The organism is Paraburkholderia sp. MM5477-R1 (assembly GCF_050436385.1).
GTDB lineage: Bacteria > Pseudomonadota > Gammaproteobacteria > Burkholderiales > Burkholderiaceae > Paraburkholderia > Paraburkholderia tuberum.
This window is the reverse complement of the sequence record NZ_JBNDMC010000003.1, coordinates 411,421-428,209: the sequence shown is the minus strand read 5'-3', so window position 1 is coordinate 428,209 and position 16,789 is coordinate 411,421. Positions and strand designations below refer to the sequence as shown.

Genomic DNA, 16,789 nt, shown 5'->3' with positions numbered 1-16,789 from the left:
CATCCTAAGCCCAGATTTTATCCGAGGACAAGCGCGATGGACTTTAGCATAAAAGCCTGTGATTGGACCAAAGGCTCGACGAACGGTTTCCTGACCGGGAAATCCGATTGCATCGTGATCGGCGTGTTCGAGTCGCAAACGCTGTCGGGCGCCGCGCTGGAGATCGACGCGGCCACCAAGGGCCTGCTCACGCGCGTCATCAAGGCAGGCGACATGGACGGCAAGGCGGGTACCACGCTGTTCCTGCACGAGGTGTCGGGCATCGGCGCGTCGCGCGTGCTGCTCGTCGGGCTCGGCAAACAGGACGCTTTCAGTCAGAAAGCCTACGGCGAGGCGGTCCGCGCCGCATGGCGCGCGCTGCTCGGCACGAAGATCGTGCAGGTCACGTTCACGCTCGCGCAACTGCCGGTGCTCGAACGCACGGCCGACTGGTGTGTGCGCGCCGCGATCCTCGCGCTGCGCGAGCTGACCTACCGCTTCACGCAACTGAAGAGCAAGCCGGACAATACGCCGCGCGCGTTGAAGCGCATCGTGTTCAGCGTCAACACCGGTGACGAGAAGGCCGCCAAGCTCGCCGCCAGGCAGGGCGCCGCGCTCGCCAACGGCATGGACCTGACGCGCGAGCTCGGCAATCTGCCGAGCAACGTCTGCACGCCGACCTATCTGGCGAACACCGCGAAGAAGCTCGCGAAAGACTGGAAGCTGAAGGTCGAGGTGCTCGGCGAGAAACAGTGTGAAGCGCTGAAGATGGGCTCGTTCCTGTCGGTCACCGCGGGCGCGGTCGAGCCGGCGCAGTTCATCGTGCTGCAGTACCAGGGCGCCGCCGCGAAGGCCGCGCCGGTCGTGCTGGTCGGCAAGGGCGTCACGTTCGACACGGGCGGCATCTCGCTGAAGCCGGGCGAGGGCATGGACGAGATGAAATACGACATGTGCGGCGCGGGCTCGGTGCTCGGCACGCTGCGCGCGGTCGCCGAGATGGGCCTGAAGATCAACGTGGTCGGCATCATTCCGGCCGTCGAAAACATGCCGTCGGGCACGGCCACCAAGCCGGGCGACATCGTCACCAGCATGAAGGGCCTCACGATCGAGGTGCTGAACACCGACGCCGAGGGCCGCCTGATTCTGTGCGACGCGCTCACCTACGCGGAGCGCTTCAAGCCGGCCGCGGTCATCGACATCGCGACGCTGACGGGCGCCTGCATCATCGCGCTCGGCCATCACAACAGCGGCCTGTTCTCGAAGGACGACGCGCTCGCGGGAGAACTGCTCGACGCGTCGCGCGAAGCGGCCGACCCGGCATGGCGCCTGCCGCTCGACGACGAGTACCAGGACCAGCTGAAGTCGAACTTCGCGGACGTCGCGAACATCGGCGGGCGTCCGGCGGGCAGCGTGACGGCCGCGTGCTTCCTGTCGCGTTTCACGGATTCGTACCCGTGGGCGCATCTCGACATCGCCGGCACCGCGTGGAAGAGCGGCACCGCGAAGGGCGCGACGGGCCGTCCGGTGCCGCTGCTCGCGCAGTTCCTGATCGACCGCGCCGGCCAATGACGCAGTGCGGTAAGCGCGCGCACGGCACGCGGCAAGCGGGGCGGAGCGGCCGATGACGAGAATCGACTTTCACTCGAACGTCGGCGATTCGCTGCTGTACGCGTGTCGCCTCGTGCGCAAGGCGTATCTGGCGGGCCAGCCGCTCGTCGTGCTGGCCGAGCCCGCGCGCCTGCGCGCCTTCGACGAAATGCTGTGGACCTTCTCGCCGCTCGACTTCGTGCCGCACTGCATGGCGGGCACGCCGCTTGCCGCCGACACGCCCGTCGTGCTGGCCACGAATCTCGACGACGTGCCGCATCATCAGGTGCTGCTCAATCTGGGCGCAACGGTGCCGGCGCAGTTCGCGCGCTTCGATAGATTGCTCGAAGTGGTCGGTAACGCACACGAGGAACTCGCTGCGGGCCGCGAGCGCTATCGCTTCTATCGCGATCGCGGCTATGCTTTGAACAACTACAAGCAGGGCGGCTAGTTCGTTGCGCTGCGCGTCATGGCCGCGAGGAACGCGACATGCGGACCGCCTGCCCTGGCTTGGACTCAAACACGGAGAGCGCACGTGTCCGATCCCCACGACAATTCGATTCCGGTCCTGAACGAGGTCCTCGTGCCGGGCCGCGCGCGCGAGACGCGCGAGGCGTCGACCGATGCCGCCGCGCCTGCATCCCAGCCGGGCGCCGAGCCCGCAAGCCCAGCCGTTGCGCAACCGGCGGCGGTGCCCGAGCCCGCTTCCCGCACGGAGCCCGCGTTCGTGCCAGCGCCCGCGCATCGAGCCGACCCCACGCTGGCGCCCGAGCCGGTACTCGCGCCCCAACCGGTGCCCACGCCCGAGCAACTGAGTTCGCCGGAGCCCGTGCTCGTGCCGGAGCCGATGCCGACGCGAGAAGCCCCGCATGCGGCGGAGCATGAGCCTCTCGCGCAGACCGAGCTTCATCAGCCGCACGTGGCTGATCACACGCACCCGAGAAAACACGCACGGCCGCATCACGGCATTCATGTGCGACATGGGCATGACGACTTGCGTGAGGACGTGGAGGTGTCGCCCGGCGTGTTCGATCGTACCGAGCCCTTCATACCGCTCGAAGCCGGCGCGACCGTGCCGCCGGATATCGACCATGAAGGCGCGCACGAAGCCGCTCCCGCTCAGCCCACACTCGATGCCGACGCGCTCGCCGCACGTTTGCACGGACGCTTCCAGGGTTTTCTGACGGGCGAGGGGCGCGGCATCATCGAGGCGCGCTGCCGTGATGCAGTGCAGCAGCACACGAGTCTGCTCGTGAGTCAGATCACGCGCGAGGTCGCGCAGACGCTCGAAGCCGAGATGACCGATTGGGTACGTGAAGCGGTGGAAGAAGAAATCGCGCGGCGCTCGCGTTGACGCCGCGGTGACCTGAGAGCGCCGTTATTTGAGCGTCAGCACCCAAGCCGCCAGCGTGGCCGCCTGATCGGGCGTCAGTTGCGTGTTCGCGGGCATCGGCACGGTTCCCCATACGCCGGTGCCGCCATCGAGGATCTTGCGCTTCAGATAGGAGGCGGCGTCGTTGCGTCCCGCATAGCGGGCTGCAACGTCGTGCAGCGCCGGCCCCATGAACGGGCGAGTGACCGAGTGGCAGCTCATGCAGTTCTTCTGCTGGGCGAGCGCGAGCCCGGCTGTTTCGGCTCGGGCTGCGGGACTGGCGGCGCTCAATGCGGCGGCGAGCGCAACAGTGGCTGCCACGGCTGCGTACGACATCGATTTCATTATGGTCTCCGCCAGTGCAGATGCCCGGCTCGTGGTGCACGCATTATAAGAGCAAAGGGGCGCACGGATTTTCGTGCGCCCCTTGCGTTTTTGCGTAACGTGGCGGCGGGTTATCCCCGTCGGGGCGGGCCGCGCCGGCCGCGGTCATTACCCCGTCACCGCCCCTCGATTCGCCGGCTGCGCGAGCGCGAAATACTTGGCCATCACGCCGCGTGTGTAGCGCGGCTTCGGCGCCTGCCATGCGGCGCGGCGGCGCTGCAGCTCGGCATCGTCGATGTTCAGTTGCAGCAGCAGCTGGTGCGCGTCGATCGTGATCGAATCGCCTTCGTGCACGAGCGCGATCGTGCCGCCGACGAACGCCTCCGGCGCGACGTGCCCAACCACCATGCCCCAGGTGCCGCCCGAGAAGCGGCCGTCGGTGATGAGCCCGACCGATTCGCCGAGCCCCTTGCCGATGATCGCCGAGGTCGGCGCGAGCATTTCCGGCATGCCGGGGCCGCCCTTCGGGCCAAGATAGCGCAGCACGACGACGTCGCCGGCGACGATCTTGTCGGCGAGGATCGCTTCGAGCGCGCTCTGCTCGTCGTCGAACACGCGCGCCGGGCCCGTGATGACGGGGTTCTTGAGCCCGGTGATCTTGGCGACCGCGCCGTCTTCGGCCAGATTGCCCTTCAGGATCGCGAGATGGCCTTCGGCGTAGAGCGCCTTGTCGATCGGGAAGATCACCTGCTGATCGCTGCGCGGCTTGGCTGGTACGTCCTTCAACTCCTCGGCGATCGTTTTGCCGGTGATCGTCATGCAATCGCCGTGCACAAGCCCGGCGTCGAGCAGGATCTTCAGCACCTGCGGAATGCCGCCCGCCTTGTGCAGATCGGTGGCGACGTACTGGCCCGACGGCTTCAGGTTGCAGATCACCGGCACTTTTTTGCGCATGCGCTCGAAGTCCTCGATCGTCCATTCGATCTCGGCCGCGTGCGCGATCGCCAGGTAGTGCAGCACCGCGTTGGTCGAGCCGCCGGTCGCCATGATCAAGGCAACCGCGTTTTCGATCGACTGCTTCGTGATGATGTCGCGCGGCTTCAAATCCTTCTTGACGGCTTCGACGAGCACACGCGCCGATTCGGCGGCCGAGTCGACCTTCTCCTCGTCGGGATTCGCCATCGTCGACGAATACATGAGCGACATGCCGAGCGCCTCGAACGACGAGCTCATCGTATTGGCCGTGTACATGCCGCCGCACGAACCGGTCGACGGACACGCATTTTTCTCGATGCCCTCGAAATCCTCCTGCGACATGCGGCCCGCCGTGAATTCGCCGACCGCCTCGAACGACGATACGATCGTCAGATCGGTGCCTTTCCAGTTGCCCGGCCGGATCGTGCCGCCGTACACGTAGATGCCCGGCACGTTCATGCGTGCGAGGCCGATCATGCCGCCCGGCATGTTCTTGTCGCAGCCGCCGATCACGACCACGCCGTCCATCCATTGCCCTTGCACGCAGGTCTCGATGCAATCGGCGATCACCTCGCGCGACACGAGCGAGTACTTCATGCCCTCGGTGCCCATCGACATGCCGTCCGAGATCGTCGGCGTGCCGAAGGTCTGCGGGTTCGCGTCGGCGCGCCTGATCGCGGTGACGGCCGCGTCGGCGAGACGCTGCAGGCCGGCGTTGCACGGCGTAATCGTCGAGTGGCCGTTGGCGACGCCGATCATCGGTTTGTCGAAATCCTCCTTCTGGTAGCCGAGCGCGTAGTACATCGAGCGATTCGGTGAACGCGCGATGCCTTGCGTGATGTTCTTCGAACGACGGTTGTAGGCCATGGGGAGCTCCAGTCTGGCTGTTCTGATGAAAGCGCGCGGCGGCGTGCGCGCGCGCATCCGTTCAGTGTAGTTCCGCCAGACCGTGCAAACCGGCGGTTTTGCGTGACTCGCGTCGTGTGTATTATTCGCGGTTATTCAGGTCGTAAAATATATCAATCATGCTGCCGACGATCCCCGACCTGCGCCAGTTGCGCTATTTCGTCGCCGTCGCCGAGGAAAAGCACTTCGGGCGCGCGGCCGCGCGTCTGTCGATGACGCAGCCGCCGCTGTCGCAGGCGATCCGCGCGCTCGAGCAGACGCTCGGCGTCGAACTGTTCGCGCGCACCAAGCGCTCGGTCGAGTTGACGGCGGTCGGCGCCGATCTGTTGCCGGAGGTGCAGCGGCTGCTCGCGGCCGCGGAAGGGCTCAGGCCGCTCGCGCAGAGCCTCGCGCGCGGCGAGGCGGGCGTGCTGTCGCTGGCGTTCGTGTCGACTGCGGATTACGGCCTGCTGCCGCTGCTGTTGCGCGATTTCGGCGCGCGGCATCCGCGCGTGCGGCTCGAACTGACCGAGGCGACCAGCGACGTGCAGGTCGAGGAACTGGTGGCCGGGCGTATCGACGCGGGTCTGGTGATCGCGCCGCTGCCGTCGCGGCATGCGGCGCAGCTGTCGTGGCTGCCGATCGCGCGCGAGCCGCTCGTGATCGCGATGTCGACGGAGATGGCGCAAGGCTTGCGGGGCAGCGTGAACGCAAACGGCAAGGGCAGCGCCGCCGAAGACCCCGCCGCCGAATGGCTCGAGATGCCCGTCAGCCTGCGCGATGTCGCCGACGCGCCGCTCGTGATCTTCCCAAGGCGTCTCGCGCCAGGCTTTTATGACATCATTATGGATTGCTACGGCGTTGCGGGCCTCGCGCCACGGATCGGCCAGGAGGCGATCCAGATGCAGACCATCGTGAGTCTCGTGTCGGCCGGCATGGGCGTCGCGCTGGTGCCGCAATCGTTGCGTAACCTGCGGCGCACGGGCGTCGTGTACCGGCCGCTGTCCGAGTCGGTGCCCGCGATCGAGACGGGCCTCGTCTGGCGCAGCGACGAGGTCAGCCCGGTGCTGGCGGGCTTCATCGACATCGTGCGCGCGCATGCGGCGAGCGTCGCGTCGCGTGTCTAGATCCCGCTTTTGATTCCCTGTAAAAACTGCTTTCGAACCTGAACTGCCCATAACTACACGATGCTCATTCACCCCAATTTCGACCCTGTCGCCATCCATCTGGGGCCGCTCGCCGTGCGCTGGTATGGCTTGATGTACCTCGTCGCATTCGTCGCGGCGATCGTCGTCGCCCGGCTGCGGCTGCGGCTGCCGTACGTCGCCGCGCAAGGCTGGACCGCGAAGGATATCGACGACATGCTGTTCTACGGCGTGCTAGGTACGATCCTCGGCGGCCGGCTCGGCTATGTGCTGTTCTACAAGGCGAGCTTTTATTTCGCGCATCCGCTCGACATCTTCAAGGTGTGGGAAGGCGGCATGTCGTTTCACGGCGGCTTTCTCGGCGTGACGATCGCGATGATGCTGTTCGCTTATCAGCGCAAGCGCTCGTGGCTGCAAGTCACCGACTTCGTCGCGCCGATGGTGCCCACGGGCCTCGCGGCGGGGCGCCTCGGCAACTTCATCAACGGCGAGCTGTGGGGCCGCGTGACCGATCCGTCGGCGCCGTGGGCGATGCTGTTTCCCGGCGCCGCGCCTGACGACGCCACATGGCTCGCCGCGCATCCGCAACTGGCCGCGCAATGGCATCTGAACGAAGTGTTCACGCAATATCACATGCTGCCGCGACATCCGTCGGAGCTGTACGAGATCGCGCTCGAAGGCGTGGCGCTGTTCTTCGTGCTGATCTTTTTCTCGCGCAAACCGAAGCCGCTCGGCGCGATTTCCGCGATGTTCCTGATCGGCTACGGCCTGGCGCGCTTCACGGTCGAATTCGCGCGCGAGCCGGACGATTTCCTCGGCCTGCTCGCGATGGGGCTGTCGATGGGTCAATGGCTGTCGCTGCCCATGATTCTCGCGGGCATCGGCCTGATGGTGTGGGCGTATCGCCGTGGGCGTCGCGAGCCGGCGCAGGCGGTTGGCGCGAACTGAGCGGCGCTCGGCTAGCGTAGCGAGCGTTGCATGAAAAAACGCCACGGCATCGATGGATGCCGTGGCGTTTTCTGTTTGGGCTTGCGCTTGCGCGTCACTTCATCTGCACCGACCCCGACACGTTGACCGTCACCGTCGACGTGCCGCCTTCGAGCGACAGCGGCGCGCTCTTCGCGTCGGCGCCCATCGCGCGTGCGCTCATCATCATCATCGGACGCGGCATCACGCCGCTGTGATTCACGTTGACCTCGCGGATCGAATAGCCGCTAAAGCCGAACGCCTGCGAGGACGCCGCGGCCTGCTCGCGAAACGATTTGATCGCCTCGCCGCTGAGCCGCTGTTCGGCCGCGCGCTGCGCTTGCGGCGACAGCGAGAAACGCACGTTGCCAACCTGCATGATCGATGCCATCTGTCCGGCGAGCTTCGATGCCGCGGCGAAGTCGCGCGATTCGAGCACGACTTCCGTGCGGCCGCGCCACGTCGTGATGCGTCCGTCGCGGTCCGTCGACGGGAAGATCGAGAACGCGCCCGAGCGCGCGGTCACGCCGCTGACGCCGCGCGCTTTCTGCAATGCCGCGTCGGCGCGTTCGTTCAGCGTCGACGTCAGCGACGACGGCTCGCTCGCTTCCTGCTCGTAAAACAGCGTGATTTCGACTTCGTCCTGCGGGACTTCCGCGCTCGCCTGCGCATTCAGCGACAGCACGCCCGAAGGCTGCGGCATCATGGTCTGCGCTCGAGCGGGCGCAGGGTTCAGTGCGAGTGCCACAGGCGCGCCCAAGGCGAGCGCAAGTGCGAGGGACCGCGCGGTTTTTGTCGTCATGACTGGAATCCTTGTTTGAACAGGTTGTGCACGTTCGACGCGAGCGCCGGGTAGTGGCGCGCGGTTTGACGGATGCGCTGGCGAAGGCATCGGCTTGCCGTCGAGCGGCCGGTTCGAGTTCACGCTTTCGTCGACCGATTAGGCGCGTTTTACCGACGCTTGGTTCCCCAATTAGTGCTTCGCCGCCGCATCGGAAACGATGACCTGGATGCGATCACGACAGGTGCCGCGTCGCGCGTTCGCCCTTAAACCAGCTGTTTAGTGATGAAGCGCCATTCGGCTTCGGTCACCGGCGTGATCGACAGGCGGTTGCCTTTGGCGAGCACGCGCATGTCCTGCAATTCGGCATGCTCGCGCAGCGCGGCAAGCGGAATCAGCCCGATTTTCTTCTTGAACACGACGTCGACGAGCATCCAGCGCGGCGTTTGCGGCGACGATTTCGCGTCGTAGTACGGACTCTTTTTATCGAACTGCGTAGGGTCCGGATACGCGGTCGACGAGACCTCCGCGATGCCCGCGATGCCGGGCTCCGGACAGCTCGAATGATAGAAGAGCACGCCGTCGCCGACCTGCATCATGTCGCGCATGAAGTTGCGCGCCTGATAGTTGCGTACGCCGGTCCACGGCAAGGTGCGATGAGGTGCGTTGGCGAGGTCGTCGATGCTTGCTTCGTCCGGTTCGGACTTCATCAGCCAGTAGCGCATGAATCGGAGTGAGCGTGTGAGATTGAACGAAGCGCAACAACAGCAGGCGCGTACGGAAAAGCCCCTGAAAAAGGCGCTCAAACGAAAAAACGACGGCCAAAGAAAAACGGCATCGAACCGAAGTCCGATGCCGTTCCAGATAAGGTCCCCGCCTTAGCCGCTAGGCCGGCATCCTGAACCGAGGGTTCAGAATTGGTCGCAGTTAGCAACACTTCGGGTACATCAGACTGAGTGACGCGCACACCCGTGCTACAAATTTCCGCAACCGTGCACATGGCATTGGTTCAAGGAATGTATGACCTTGGCGAACCAGGCAGGGAAGCTAAACCGATGAAGCTACAACCCAAACCGTTCAACACGTGACCGATTCGAAACCGGCCCACTACTGCTTACTGCAAGCTGTACTGCTCGATCACAGTACCTAGCTGTTCGTTCATTTGCTGCATTGTACGCCGGATTTCTTCAGCGGGAAATGCTTCTCCGTGTCGCACGCTGCTTTGCAGCTTAAGCAGTTCCGATGCCAGCGACAGCGCAGCCATCACCGCGATGCGATCGGTGCCGCGCACGTTGCTGCCGCTGCGGATTTTCTTCATCTCGGCGTCGACGCGCGCGACCGCCTCGAGCAGCGCGCCTTCCGTTTCCGGCGAGCAGGCGAGACGATAGGGTACTTCGAGAATCGATACTTCGATCTGCTTGGTGGTCATGCGCTTTCTCCGTGTCGGCTCACGTCGCTTTCCGCTTCCTCGTGTCCGGGCTGGGCGGACTCGAGCAGATCGAGCTGGTTATCCGGTTCGCTGCTCGCGCGTGCGCGCGGCAATTTTTCGAGAATCGCATTCAGGCGCACCTGAGCGTCGTCGATCTTGGCGGACAGCGCGTCGCGTTCCGCCTGCAGTGCGTCGCGCTCTTCGCGCAATTGCGCGAGTTCCGCATGCGTGGCTTGCACTTCGGCACGCGTTTGCGCGAGCTGCTCTTCGAGCGCGAGCCGCGCTTCGTTGTGGCGCTGGCTGATCGCAATCAGCTTGCCGATGTTCTGGGAGAGTGATTCGAGTTCGGTGAGCATGTGCTGCGTCCTCTAAAGACATCGCATTTTAGCGCGGAATATTACAGGTTCCGACAATTGTCTCGTTTCGAGACGTAACAGCATCGCTACGTGCAGGTTCGTTGCGTGTCGGGTCGTCGACCATAAGGTAAAAAACCGGTAATCCATCGGACAATAACCTGCATTCAACAGAACCGATTGCGCTCCGGTTGACCTTTCTTGACGCCCCGCGAGGCCGCTCGTAAACTTCCCGCACTCTGGTGCCCGCGCGCGCTTCTCGGCGCGCGCAGTTAAACGGGAAGCAGGACGCGCGCGGTGCCAAAACCGGATGCGCGAACCTGCGCTGCCCCCGCAACGGTAAGCGACCGCATGTGATGTGCTCATGCAGGTCGGTCCTGATCGCAAGGTTGGAAGTTCAACGTGCGAGTGTGCCACTGCGCGTCACGCGTGGGAAGGCGGGATCGATGTGTCGTAGCCCGGATACCGGCCAGAAAAGAGGGACGTCCCCCCGCGAAAACGCTAAACAAGGGGGCGCCTCGTGACGCGTCGGCCTGCGGGGAAGCAGGCCGCGCACGCTATCCACAGGAATGTCATCCCATGCTGTCCCCCATCGCCCGCGCAACGCTCCTCGCGTTCGCGAGCCTGCCGCTCGTCGTGCATGCGCAAAGCGCCGAGCCTGCGTCTTCATCGTCCGCGACGGATGCAACCGCTGCGAGCGCCGCAAACGTTGCCGACGCGGCCAATCTCACTTCCACCGATGCGTCGGGCAACGTGCTGTCGCCGATCGTCGTGACCGCGCAACGCGGACCGCAAGCGTTGCGCGATGCGATCCCGCAGACTACGCAGTTCGATCAGCAGGACATCGCCGACACGACCGCGACCGATCTGCCCGGCCTGCTGCAACTCGCGCCAGGCGCGCAAATCTCGCGCACGGGTGGCCCCGGTTCGACCGCGAGCCTCTTTCTGCGCGGCGCATCGTCGACGCAATCGCTGCTGCTGATCGACGGCGTGCGCGTCGATTCGGTGAGTCTCGGCTCAGCTCAACTCGCGCAGATTCCGCTCGATCAGGTCGATCACGTCGAAGTGGTGAACGGCAACGTGTCGGCGTTGTATGGCTCGGGCGCGATCGGGGGCGTCGTGCAGGTGTTCACGAAAGACGGCGGCGATCATCCGCCGCGTTTCAATTTTTCGGTCGGCTACGGCAGCTATCACACGCAGACGCAAACGGCCGGCGTGAACGGCGCGCTCGATCAGGACGGCCGCACGACCATCAACATCTCGCTCGCGCGCACGAAGGACGACGGCTTTTCGTCGCTCAATCCGCTCGAGGCGCCGAACGCGAATCCGAACGCAAACGGCAATCTGAACGAGAGCATCAGCGCGTCGCTGCGTCACAAGTTCACCGACAGCTGGGACGCGGGCGTCAGCTATTTCCAGTCGAACAACGACAACAGCTACGACAATGCGTACGGCGAGCCGACCGATCTGAACAATCTCTATAGCAAGGTGCGTCAGGTGTCGGTATTCGCGAACGGCAAGCTGACCGACTGGTGGACCACCCACGTCACGCTCGCCGAGGGCGACGACCGCAGCGTGTCGAACACCAATGGCATCTACAACGGCCGCTTCGATACCGACAATCGCCAGTACACGTGGCAGAACGATTTCGCGCTCGCCGCGAACCAGAAGCTGCAACTCGGCTACGAGCATCTCGACCAGACGCTCGACTCCGACACGTTCGCCGCGCCCGACCGTCACGTCGATTCGGTCTTCGCGGGCTACAGCGCGCGCTTCGGCCGCAACCAGATTCAGGCCAACGTGCGACGCGACCAGTACTCCGATTTCGGTGGAGCGAACAGTTACTATCTCGGCTACGGATTCGACATCACGTCGCGCTGGAAGGTAACCGCAAGCTATTCGGATGCGTTCCGCGCGCCGAGCTTCGACGATCTGTACTATCCGATCAGCGGCAACCCGTCGATCCAGCCCGAGCGCAGTCATTCGGTCGAAGCCGGTTTGCAGTACGCGACCGATGCGCTCGGCGTGATGCGTCTGAACGCATTCCAGACGCGCTATACGAATCTGATCGACTACGTGCAGACGATCCCCGGCATCTACCTCGCGGAGAACGTCGGCCGTGCGAAGGTGCAGGGACTCGAGGGATCGTGGAGCGGTCATGTCGGCAAGACCGACGTGCGCGCAACGGTGACGCTGCAGAACCCGGTCGATCTCGACAACGGTACCGACCTCGTGCGGCGCGCGCGTCGGTTCGGGTCGTTCGCGGTGAATCGCAGTATCGGTGGATGGCGGGTTGGCGGCGAGTGGATCGTCAGCGGTCCGCGTACCGATAGCACGGGCAACCTCGGCGGTTATGGCATCGTGAATCTGTCGGCGCGCTACAACGTCACCAAAGCGTGGTACGTCAGCGCGCAAATCGACAATCTGTTCAACAAGGATTATGAAACGGCCTACTCGTATAACTCGCCGCGACGCGGTGCGTATCTCACGCTCGGCTGGCAGCAGCAGTGACGCGCGCGCCGGGGTGGCCGCATGCGTGAGCGCACGCGGATGAGCCGCGCGTCCGCTTCGCTGTGCGCCGCGATGGCGACGCCGCGCCCGATGAACGCGAAACGCGCGGCCGCGATCTGGCTCGGGCTCGCGCTCGCCGCCGTGGCGGTGCTCGGCGCGTCGCTGGTGCTCGGCAGCGTGCCGCTCGCGCCGTCGCGCGTGCTTGCGGCGCTCGTGCCGACGCACACGTTCGGCGGCACGGGCAGCAACGATCTCGCCGGCGAAATCGTGCGTACGTTGCGTTTGCCGCGCGCGCTCGCGGGCTTCGCGTGCGGCGCGTTGCTCGCGCTCGCCGGCGCGCTGCTGCAGGTGCTGCTGCGCAATCCGCTGGCCGAGCCGTACGTGCTCGGCGTGTCGGGCGGCGCGGCGACGTTCGCGCTCGTTGCGATGATCGCGGGCGGCGCATGGTGGCTCGTCGATGCGAGCGCGTTCGCGGGTGCGTTCGTGTCGATCCTGCTGGTGCTCGGCCTCGCGCGTCGCGAGCTATGGCGCGGCGAGCCGCAGGACACGTCGCCCCGTTTGCTATTGACCGGCGCGGTGATCGCGGCCGGGTGGGGCGCGCTGATCACGCTGCTGCTCAATCTCGCGCCCGACAGCCGTCTGCGCGGCATGCTGTTCTGGCTCACCGGCGACCTCAACGGCGGCGCGCTGCCGTGGACCGCGCTGATGGCGCTCGCGCTCGTGTTGCTTGCGATCGTGCCGGCCGCGCCGCGTCTGAACGTGTTGCTGCGCGGCGACGCGGCCGCCGAGGCGTTGGGCGTCGCCGTGATGCCGCTGCGTTTGCGTGTGTACCTGGTCGCGTCGCTGGCGGCGGCCGCGGCGGTGACGACCGCGGGCACGATCGGCTTCGTCGGTCTCGTCGTGCCGCACATGCTGCGGCTCGCGTTCGGCAACGATCAGCGCATGCTGCTGCCGGCGGCCGCGCTCGGCGGCGGTGTCGCGGTGATGGGCGCGGATCTGATCGCGCGGACCGTGATCGCGCCCGCGCAATTGCCGGTCGGCGTGATCACGTCGCTGGTCGGCGTACCGGTGTTCCTGTGGATGCTGCTCAAACGCCGCCGATGATACGAGCCAAACCCAGCCCCACCTGTTCGATGCTGAGCACGCAGCGCCTGACGTTGCGCGCCGGCGCGCGCACCTTGCTCGACGCATTCACCCACGCGTTCCATGCGGGCGAAATCTGGTGCATCGCCGGGCCGAACGGCGCGGGCAAGACCACCTTGCTATCGACGCTGGCGGGGCTGTTGCATCCGGCGGCGGGCCATGTCGAACTCGATGGCGTGCGCGTGGCCGACTGGCAGCCGCTGCCGCTCGCACGGCGCCGCGCGCTGATGCCGCAAAGCGCGGCCGATGCGTTCAACGCAAGCGTGCTCGACATCGTGCTGCTGAACCGCTTCCCGCATCTGGGCGGCTGGGGCTGGGAGCGCGACGAGGATCGCGCGGCCGCGCGGGCGGCGCTCGAACGGCTCGGCCTTGCGGACTTTGCGGCGCGCGACGTGCTGTCGCTGTCGGGCGGCGAGCGTCAGCGCGTTGCCCTCGCGGCGGTGCTGTGCCAGGACGCGCCGCTGTTGCTGCTCGACGAACCGTTGTCGCATCTCGACCTGCATCATCAGGTCGACTGTCTCGAAGCGCTCGCCGCATGGACGCGCGAACCGCGCCGTAGTGTGCTGTTCTCGTGCCACGACCTGAACCTCGCGCGCCGCTTCGCGACGCACGCGTTGCTGCTCGACGGCGCGGGCGGCGCGTATGCGGGCCCAGTGCGCGACGTGCTGACGCCCGCGTTGACGAGCCGCGCGTTCGGCTATCCGCTGATTCTGATTCGCGACGGCGAGCACGAGGCGCTGATACCCGCGCCGCGCGCGCGTCACGAATCGCCTGCCGGCCATGACGCACAGTCAGGCTGATATTTATTCCTATCCCTTGTTTCGATCACACCTATGACTCGCATCCCACACCCAGCCGGTTTGCCCGAAGTCGCGCCGCTCGATCAGACGCTACGCGCCGAACTGCAGCGGATCATCGATACGCGCACCAAACCGCCCGGCAGCCTCGGCCGGCTCGAAACGCTGGCGCGCCAGATGGGCCTGATCCAGCGTAGTACGCGTCCCACCGTGCAGCGTCCCGCGATGATCGTTTTCGCGGGCGACCACGGCATCGCCGCCGAAGGCGTGAGCCCCTATCCGCAAGCGGTGACCGCGCAGATGGTCGCGAACTTCATCGCGGGCGGCGCGGCGATCAACGCGCTCAGTCACGTCGCGGGTCTCGAACTCGAAGTGGTCAACGCGGGCATCGCGACGCCGCTGCCGTCCACGGACCGACTCGTCGACATTCCGGTCGGGCCCGGCACGCGCAACTTCGCACACGAAGCCGCGATGACGCACGCCGAAGCGCTCGCCGCGATGCAGGCGGGCGCCGAGCGCGTGCGTCATCACGCGGCGCTCGGCACGAACGTGATCGGCTTCGGCGAGATGGGCATCGCGAACACGTCGGCGGCCGCGTGTCTGATGAGCCGCCTGTGCGGTGTGCCGATCGACGACTGCGTCGGCCGCGGCACGGGTCTCGACAATGCCGGACTCGCGAAGAAGCGCAACGTGCTCGCGGCGGCGCTCGCGCGCCATGCGGATGCACGCGCGCCGCTCGACGTGCTCGCGACCTTCGGCGGCTTCGAAATCGCGATGATGGCGGGCGCGTATCTGGCGGCCGCGGAGGCGCGCATGACCATCCTCGTCGATGGCTTCATCGCGACGTCCGCGCTGCTGGTCGCCGATGCGTTCTCGCCCGACGTGCGCGAGTACTGCGTGTTCGCGCATGCGTCGAACGAGGCCGGGCATCGGCGCATGCTCGATCATTTCGGCGCGCAGCCGCTGCTGTCGCTCGACATGCGGCTCGGCGAAGGCACGGGCGCCGCGCTCGCGGTGCCGTTGCTGCGCGCGGCGGTGGCCTTCGTCAACGAGATGGCCAGCTTCGATTCGGCGGGCGTCGCCGATCGCGAACCGTGAAGCGCGCGAGCACGCGCTTCGCGATAACGCGAAGCTCGGCCCGCAGCGCCGTGAACCTGCACTCGCCACGTTCATGAACCCGCTCGCGGAACTGCGCTATTTCTTCACGGCGCTCGGTTACTTCACGCGCGTGCCCGTGCCGCGCTGGGTCGGTTTCGAGCCGCATTATCTGAACGCCGCGGCGCGCTATTTTCCGCTCGTCGGCGTGTTGGTCGGCGGCTTCAGCGCGCTCGTCTATCTGGCCGCGCTGCGCGTGTTTCCGGCGAGTGTCGCGGTGCTGCTGTCGATGGCCGCGTCGCTCGTGGTCACGGGCGCATTTCACGAGGACGGTCTCGCCGACTGCATCGATGCGTTCGGTGGCGCCTATACGCGCGACGATGCGCTGCGCATCATGCACGACTCGCGCATCGGTGTTTTCGGCGCCATCGCGCTCGTGATCGCTCTGGCGATCAAGTGGCAAACGCTCGCGGCATTGTCACCGCTGCGCGCCGCAAGCCTGATGCTTGCGGCGCATGGCGCGAGCCGCGCGTGCGCGATCAGTTACCTGGCCACGCTCGACTATGTGCGCGCGGCCGGCAAAGCCAAGCCGGTCGCGCAGCGTTTGAGCGGGCCGGCGCTGTTGTGCGCCGTGCTGTTCGGGCTGCCGTGGCTGCTGTGGCCGAACGGCCCCGGCATGCCCGACTGGCGTTTCGCCGCGCTCACGTGTGCTGTGCTGTTCGCGCTGCGCTTTGCAATGGGCCGTTATTTCGTCAGACGCATCGGCGGCTATACCGGCGACTGCCTCGGCTTCGCGCAGCAGATCTTCGAATTGAGCATCTACCTGGTGGGGCTTGCATGGATATCGTCCTGATTCGACATCCCGCTGTCGCGCTCGAGGCGGGGGTTTGTTACGGCCATAGCGATGTCGCGTTGGCGGAAAGCGCCGAGGTCACGTCCAATGCGTTGGCGGTGAAGCTCGCGAGCTTGCAGGTGCCGGCGCCGCGTGTGCTGATCACGAGTCCGCTTACGCGCTGCGCCGCCCTAGCGACCGAGATCGCGAACGACTTCGGCTGCGTGGTCAGCCACGACGAGCGCCTGAAGGAAATGGATTTCGGCGAGTGGGAAGCGCAGCGCTGGGATACGATCGATCGCGCGCTGCTCGACGACTGGGCCGCCAATTTCGAACATGCGCGCGCGCACGGCGGCGAGAGCGTCGCGCAATTCGTCGCGCGTGTGCGAGCGTGGTTCGATGCGTTCGCGCTGACGCGCGAGCTGTCGCCCGCATACGTGGTCACGCACGCGGGCGTGATGCGCGCGATCGCGTCGTGGGTGCTGGAGGTGCCGCTCGCGCATTGCCTGCAGTGGTCGCTAGATATGACGGGGATCGTCTGGTTGCGACGTAACGACGAGACGCTGCAGTGGTCGCTCGTGCGATGGAATGCGTGACCCGCGTGGTCATCGGGAA

General features: G+C 65.9%; 17 protein-coding genes, 1 other RNA gene and 1 riboswitch. Of the genes, 11 read left to right on the top strand and 7 right to left on the bottom strand.

Annotated features, from left to right (window positions below; all coding sequences use genetic code 11):
* The first annotated feature begins 36 nt into the window (after positions 1–36).
* The 3 genes from OKW35_RS05205 (at position 37) to OKW35_RS05195 (ending at position 2,920) form a co-directional block, all read left to right on the top strand.
* Positions 37–1,548 (top strand): leucyl aminopeptidase, encoded by a 1,512-nt coding sequence (locus OKW35_RS05205; RefSeq protein ID WP_184059660.1) that lies wholly within the window; start codon positions 37–39, stop codon positions 1,546–1,548.
* Positions 1,549–1,600: 52 nt separating this feature from the next.
* Entirely contained in the window at positions 1,601–2,017 is a 417-nt protein-coding gene (locus tag OKW35_RS05200) for a DNA polymerase III subunit chi (protein ID WP_184059659.1), read from the top strand.
* Between the two features lie 84 nt (positions 2,018–2,101).
* Positions 2,102–2,920, top strand: coding sequence for a DUF2486 family protein (locus OKW35_RS05195; protein ID WP_429551399.1), 819 nt, complete (start codon positions 2,102–2,104; stop codon positions 2,918–2,920).
* A gap of 24 nt (positions 2,921–2,944) precedes the next feature.
* Here OKW35_RS05195 and OKW35_RS05190 read toward each other — a convergent pair whose 3' ends face one another.
* Both OKW35_RS05190 and ilvD read right to left on the bottom strand, forming a co-directional pair.
* On the bottom strand, positions 2,945–3,283 hold the full coding sequence (locus OKW35_RS05190) for a c-type cytochrome (protein ID WP_184021035.1): 339 nt from the start codon (positions 3,281–3,283) through the stop codon (positions 2,945–2,947).
* A gap of 147 nt (positions 3,284–3,430) precedes the next feature.
* Positions 3,431–5,104, bottom strand: coding sequence for a dihydroxy-acid dehydratase (ilvD, locus tag OKW35_RS05185; protein WP_429551398.1), 1,674 nt, complete (start codon positions 5,102–5,104; stop codon positions 3,431–3,433).
* Positions 5,105–5,262: 158 nt separating this feature from the next.
* Between ilvD and OKW35_RS05180 the strand changes: the two genes are divergently transcribed.
* Together OKW35_RS05180 and lgt are read left to right on the top strand one after the other, a co-directional pair.
* Entirely contained in the window at positions 5,263–6,249 is a 987-nt protein-coding gene (locus OKW35_RS05180; RefSeq protein WP_429551397.1) for a LysR family transcriptional regulator, read from the top strand.
* A gap of 60 nt (positions 6,250–6,309) precedes the next feature.
* Positions 6,310–7,215: a prolipoprotein diacylglyceryl transferase gene (lgt, locus tag OKW35_RS05175; protein WP_429551396.1), complete on the top strand. Its 906-nt coding sequence runs from the start codon at positions 6,310–6,312 to the stop codon at positions 7,213–7,215.
* A 94-nt stretch (positions 7,216–7,309) separates the two neighbouring features.
* Here lgt and OKW35_RS05170 read toward each other — a convergent pair whose 3' ends face one another.
* The 5 genes from OKW35_RS05170 to OKW35_RS05150 form a co-directional block, all read right to left on the bottom strand.
* On the bottom strand, positions 7,310–8,035 hold the full coding sequence (locus tag OKW35_RS05170; RefSeq protein WP_187611784.1) for an SIMPL domain-containing protein: 726 nt from the start codon (positions 8,033–8,035) through the stop codon (positions 7,310–7,312).
* A gap of 245 nt (positions 8,036–8,280) precedes the next feature.
* Entirely contained in the window at positions 8,281–8,739 is a 459-nt protein-coding gene (locus OKW35_RS05165; protein WP_429551395.1) for an EVE domain-containing protein, read from the bottom strand.
* A gap of 141 nt (positions 8,740–8,880) precedes the next feature.
* Positions 8,881–9,062: non-coding RNA, 6S RNA (gene ssrS / locus OKW35_RS05160), on the bottom strand.
* Between the two features lie 66 nt (positions 9,063–9,128).
* Positions 9,129–9,443 carry a cell division protein ZapA gene (locus OKW35_RS05155; protein ID WP_018419691.1) on the bottom strand — a complete coding sequence of 105 codons (315 nt, stop codon included), beginning with the start codon at positions 9,441–9,443 and terminating at the stop codon, positions 9,129–9,131.
* Positions 9,440–9,799, bottom strand: coding sequence for an ATPase (locus OKW35_RS05150; RefSeq protein ID WP_090803421.1), 360 nt, complete (start codon positions 9,797–9,799; stop codon positions 9,440–9,442). Before OKW35_RS05150 ends, OKW35_RS05155 begins: the two co-directional genes overlap by 4 nt.
* Before the next feature lie 220 nt (positions 9,800–10,019).
* Positions 10,020–10,284, top strand: a riboswitch (cobalamin riboswitch).
* Between the two features lie 91 nt (positions 10,285–10,375).
* On the opposite strand from OKW35_RS05150, the gene OKW35_RS05145 reads away from it, so the two are divergent.
* The 6 genes from OKW35_RS05145 to cobC all read left to right on the top strand — a co-directional run bounded on the left by OKW35_RS05145 (position 10,376) and on the right by cobC (position 16,770).
* Positions 10,376–12,307: a TonB-dependent receptor domain-containing protein gene (locus OKW35_RS05145; protein WP_429551394.1), complete on the top strand. Its 1,932-nt coding sequence runs from the start codon at positions 10,376–10,378 to the stop codon at positions 12,305–12,307.
* A gap of 39 nt (positions 12,308–12,346) precedes the next feature.
* On the top strand, positions 12,347–13,411 hold the full coding sequence (locus OKW35_RS05140) for a FecCD family ABC transporter permease (protein ID WP_429551830.1): 1,065 nt from the start codon (positions 12,347–12,349) through the stop codon (positions 13,409–13,411).
* The gene (locus OKW35_RS05135; protein WP_260321109.1) at positions 13,408–14,250 is read left to right on the top strand and encodes an ABC transporter ATP-binding protein; all 843 of its coding nucleotides are present in this window, start codon (positions 13,408–13,410) and stop codon (positions 14,248–14,250) included. The genes OKW35_RS05140 and OKW35_RS05135 overlap by 4 nt, the downstream gene beginning before the upstream one ends.
* A 33-nt stretch (positions 14,251–14,283) precedes the next feature.
* Complete coding sequence (gene cobT / locus OKW35_RS05130) at positions 14,284–15,345, top strand: nicotinate-nucleotide--dimethylbenzimidazole phosphoribosyltransferase (RefSeq protein ID WP_429551393.1); 1,062 nt, start codon at positions 14,284–14,286, stop codon at positions 15,343–15,345.
* Between the two features lie 73 nt (positions 15,346–15,418).
* A complete protein-coding gene (locus tag OKW35_RS05125; protein WP_184059646.1) occupies positions 15,419–16,195 on the top strand; it encodes an adenosylcobinamide-GDP ribazoletransferase in 777 nt (258 codons plus the stop codon).
* A complete protein-coding gene (gene cobC, locus OKW35_RS05120; RefSeq protein WP_090803430.1) occupies positions 16,180–16,770 on the top strand; it encodes an alpha-ribazole phosphatase in 591 nt (196 codons plus the stop codon). Before OKW35_RS05125 ends, cobC begins: the two co-directional genes overlap by 16 nt.
* Positions 16,771–16,789 lie beyond the last annotated feature (19 nt).

Excerpts from the sequence above, each read along its gene's own strand:
- OKW35_RS05205 (WP_184059660.1), top strand. The coding sequence starts at position 37 with ATGGACTTTAGCATAAAAGCCTGTGATTGGACCAAAGGCTCGACGAAC.
- OKW35_RS05200 (WP_184059659.1), top strand. The coding sequence starts at position 1,601 with ATGACGAGAATCGACTTTCACTCGAACGTCGGCGATTCGCTGCTGTAC.
- OKW35_RS05190 (WP_184021035.1), bottom strand. The coding sequence starts at position 3,283 with ATGAAATCGATGTCGTACGCAGCCGTGGCAGCCACTGTTGCGCTCGCC.
- ilvD (WP_429551398.1), bottom strand. The coding sequence starts at position 5,104 with ATGGCCTACAACCGTCGTTCGAAGAACATCACGCAAGGCATCGCGCGT.
- OKW35_RS05180 (WP_429551397.1), top strand. The coding sequence starts at position 5,263 with ATGCTGCCGACGATCCCCGACCTGCGCCAGTTGCGCTATTTCGTCGCC.
- lgt (WP_429551396.1), top strand. The coding sequence starts at position 6,310 with ATGCTCATTCACCCCAATTTCGACCCTGTCGCCATCCATCTGGGGCCG.
- OKW35_RS05170 (WP_187611784.1), bottom strand. The coding sequence starts at position 8,035 with ATGACGACAAAAACCGCGCGGTCCCTCGCACTTGCGCTCGCCTTGGGC.
- OKW35_RS05165 (WP_429551395.1), bottom strand. The coding sequence starts at position 8,739 with ATGCGCTACTGGCTGATGAAGTCCGAACCGGACGAAGCAAGCATCGAC.
- OKW35_RS05155 (WP_018419691.1), bottom strand. The coding sequence starts at position 9,443 with ATGACCACCAAGCAGATCGAAGTATCGATTCTCGAAGTACCCTATCGT.
- OKW35_RS05150 (WP_090803421.1), bottom strand. The coding sequence starts at position 9,799 with ATGCTCACCGAACTCGAATCACTCTCCCAGAACATCGGCAAGCTGATT.
- OKW35_RS05145 (WP_429551394.1), top strand. The coding sequence starts at position 10,376 with ATGCTGTCCCCCATCGCCCGCGCAACGCTCCTCGCGTTCGCGAGCCTG.
- OKW35_RS05140 (WP_429551830.1), top strand. The coding sequence starts at position 12,347 with ATGAGCCGCGCGTCCGCTTCGCTGTGCGCCGCGATGGCGACGCCGCGC.
- OKW35_RS05135 (WP_260321109.1), top strand. The coding sequence starts at position 13,408 with ATGATACGAGCCAAACCCAGCCCCACCTGTTCGATGCTGAGCACGCAG.
- cobT (WP_429551393.1), top strand. The coding sequence starts at position 14,284 with ATGACTCGCATCCCACACCCAGCCGGTTTGCCCGAAGTCGCGCCGCTC.
- OKW35_RS05125 (WP_184059646.1), top strand. The coding sequence starts at position 15,419 with ATGAACCCGCTCGCGGAACTGCGCTATTTCTTCACGGCGCTCGGTTAC.
- cobC (WP_090803430.1), top strand. The coding sequence starts at position 16,180 with ATGGATATCGTCCTGATTCGACATCCCGCTGTCGCGCTCGAGGCGGGG.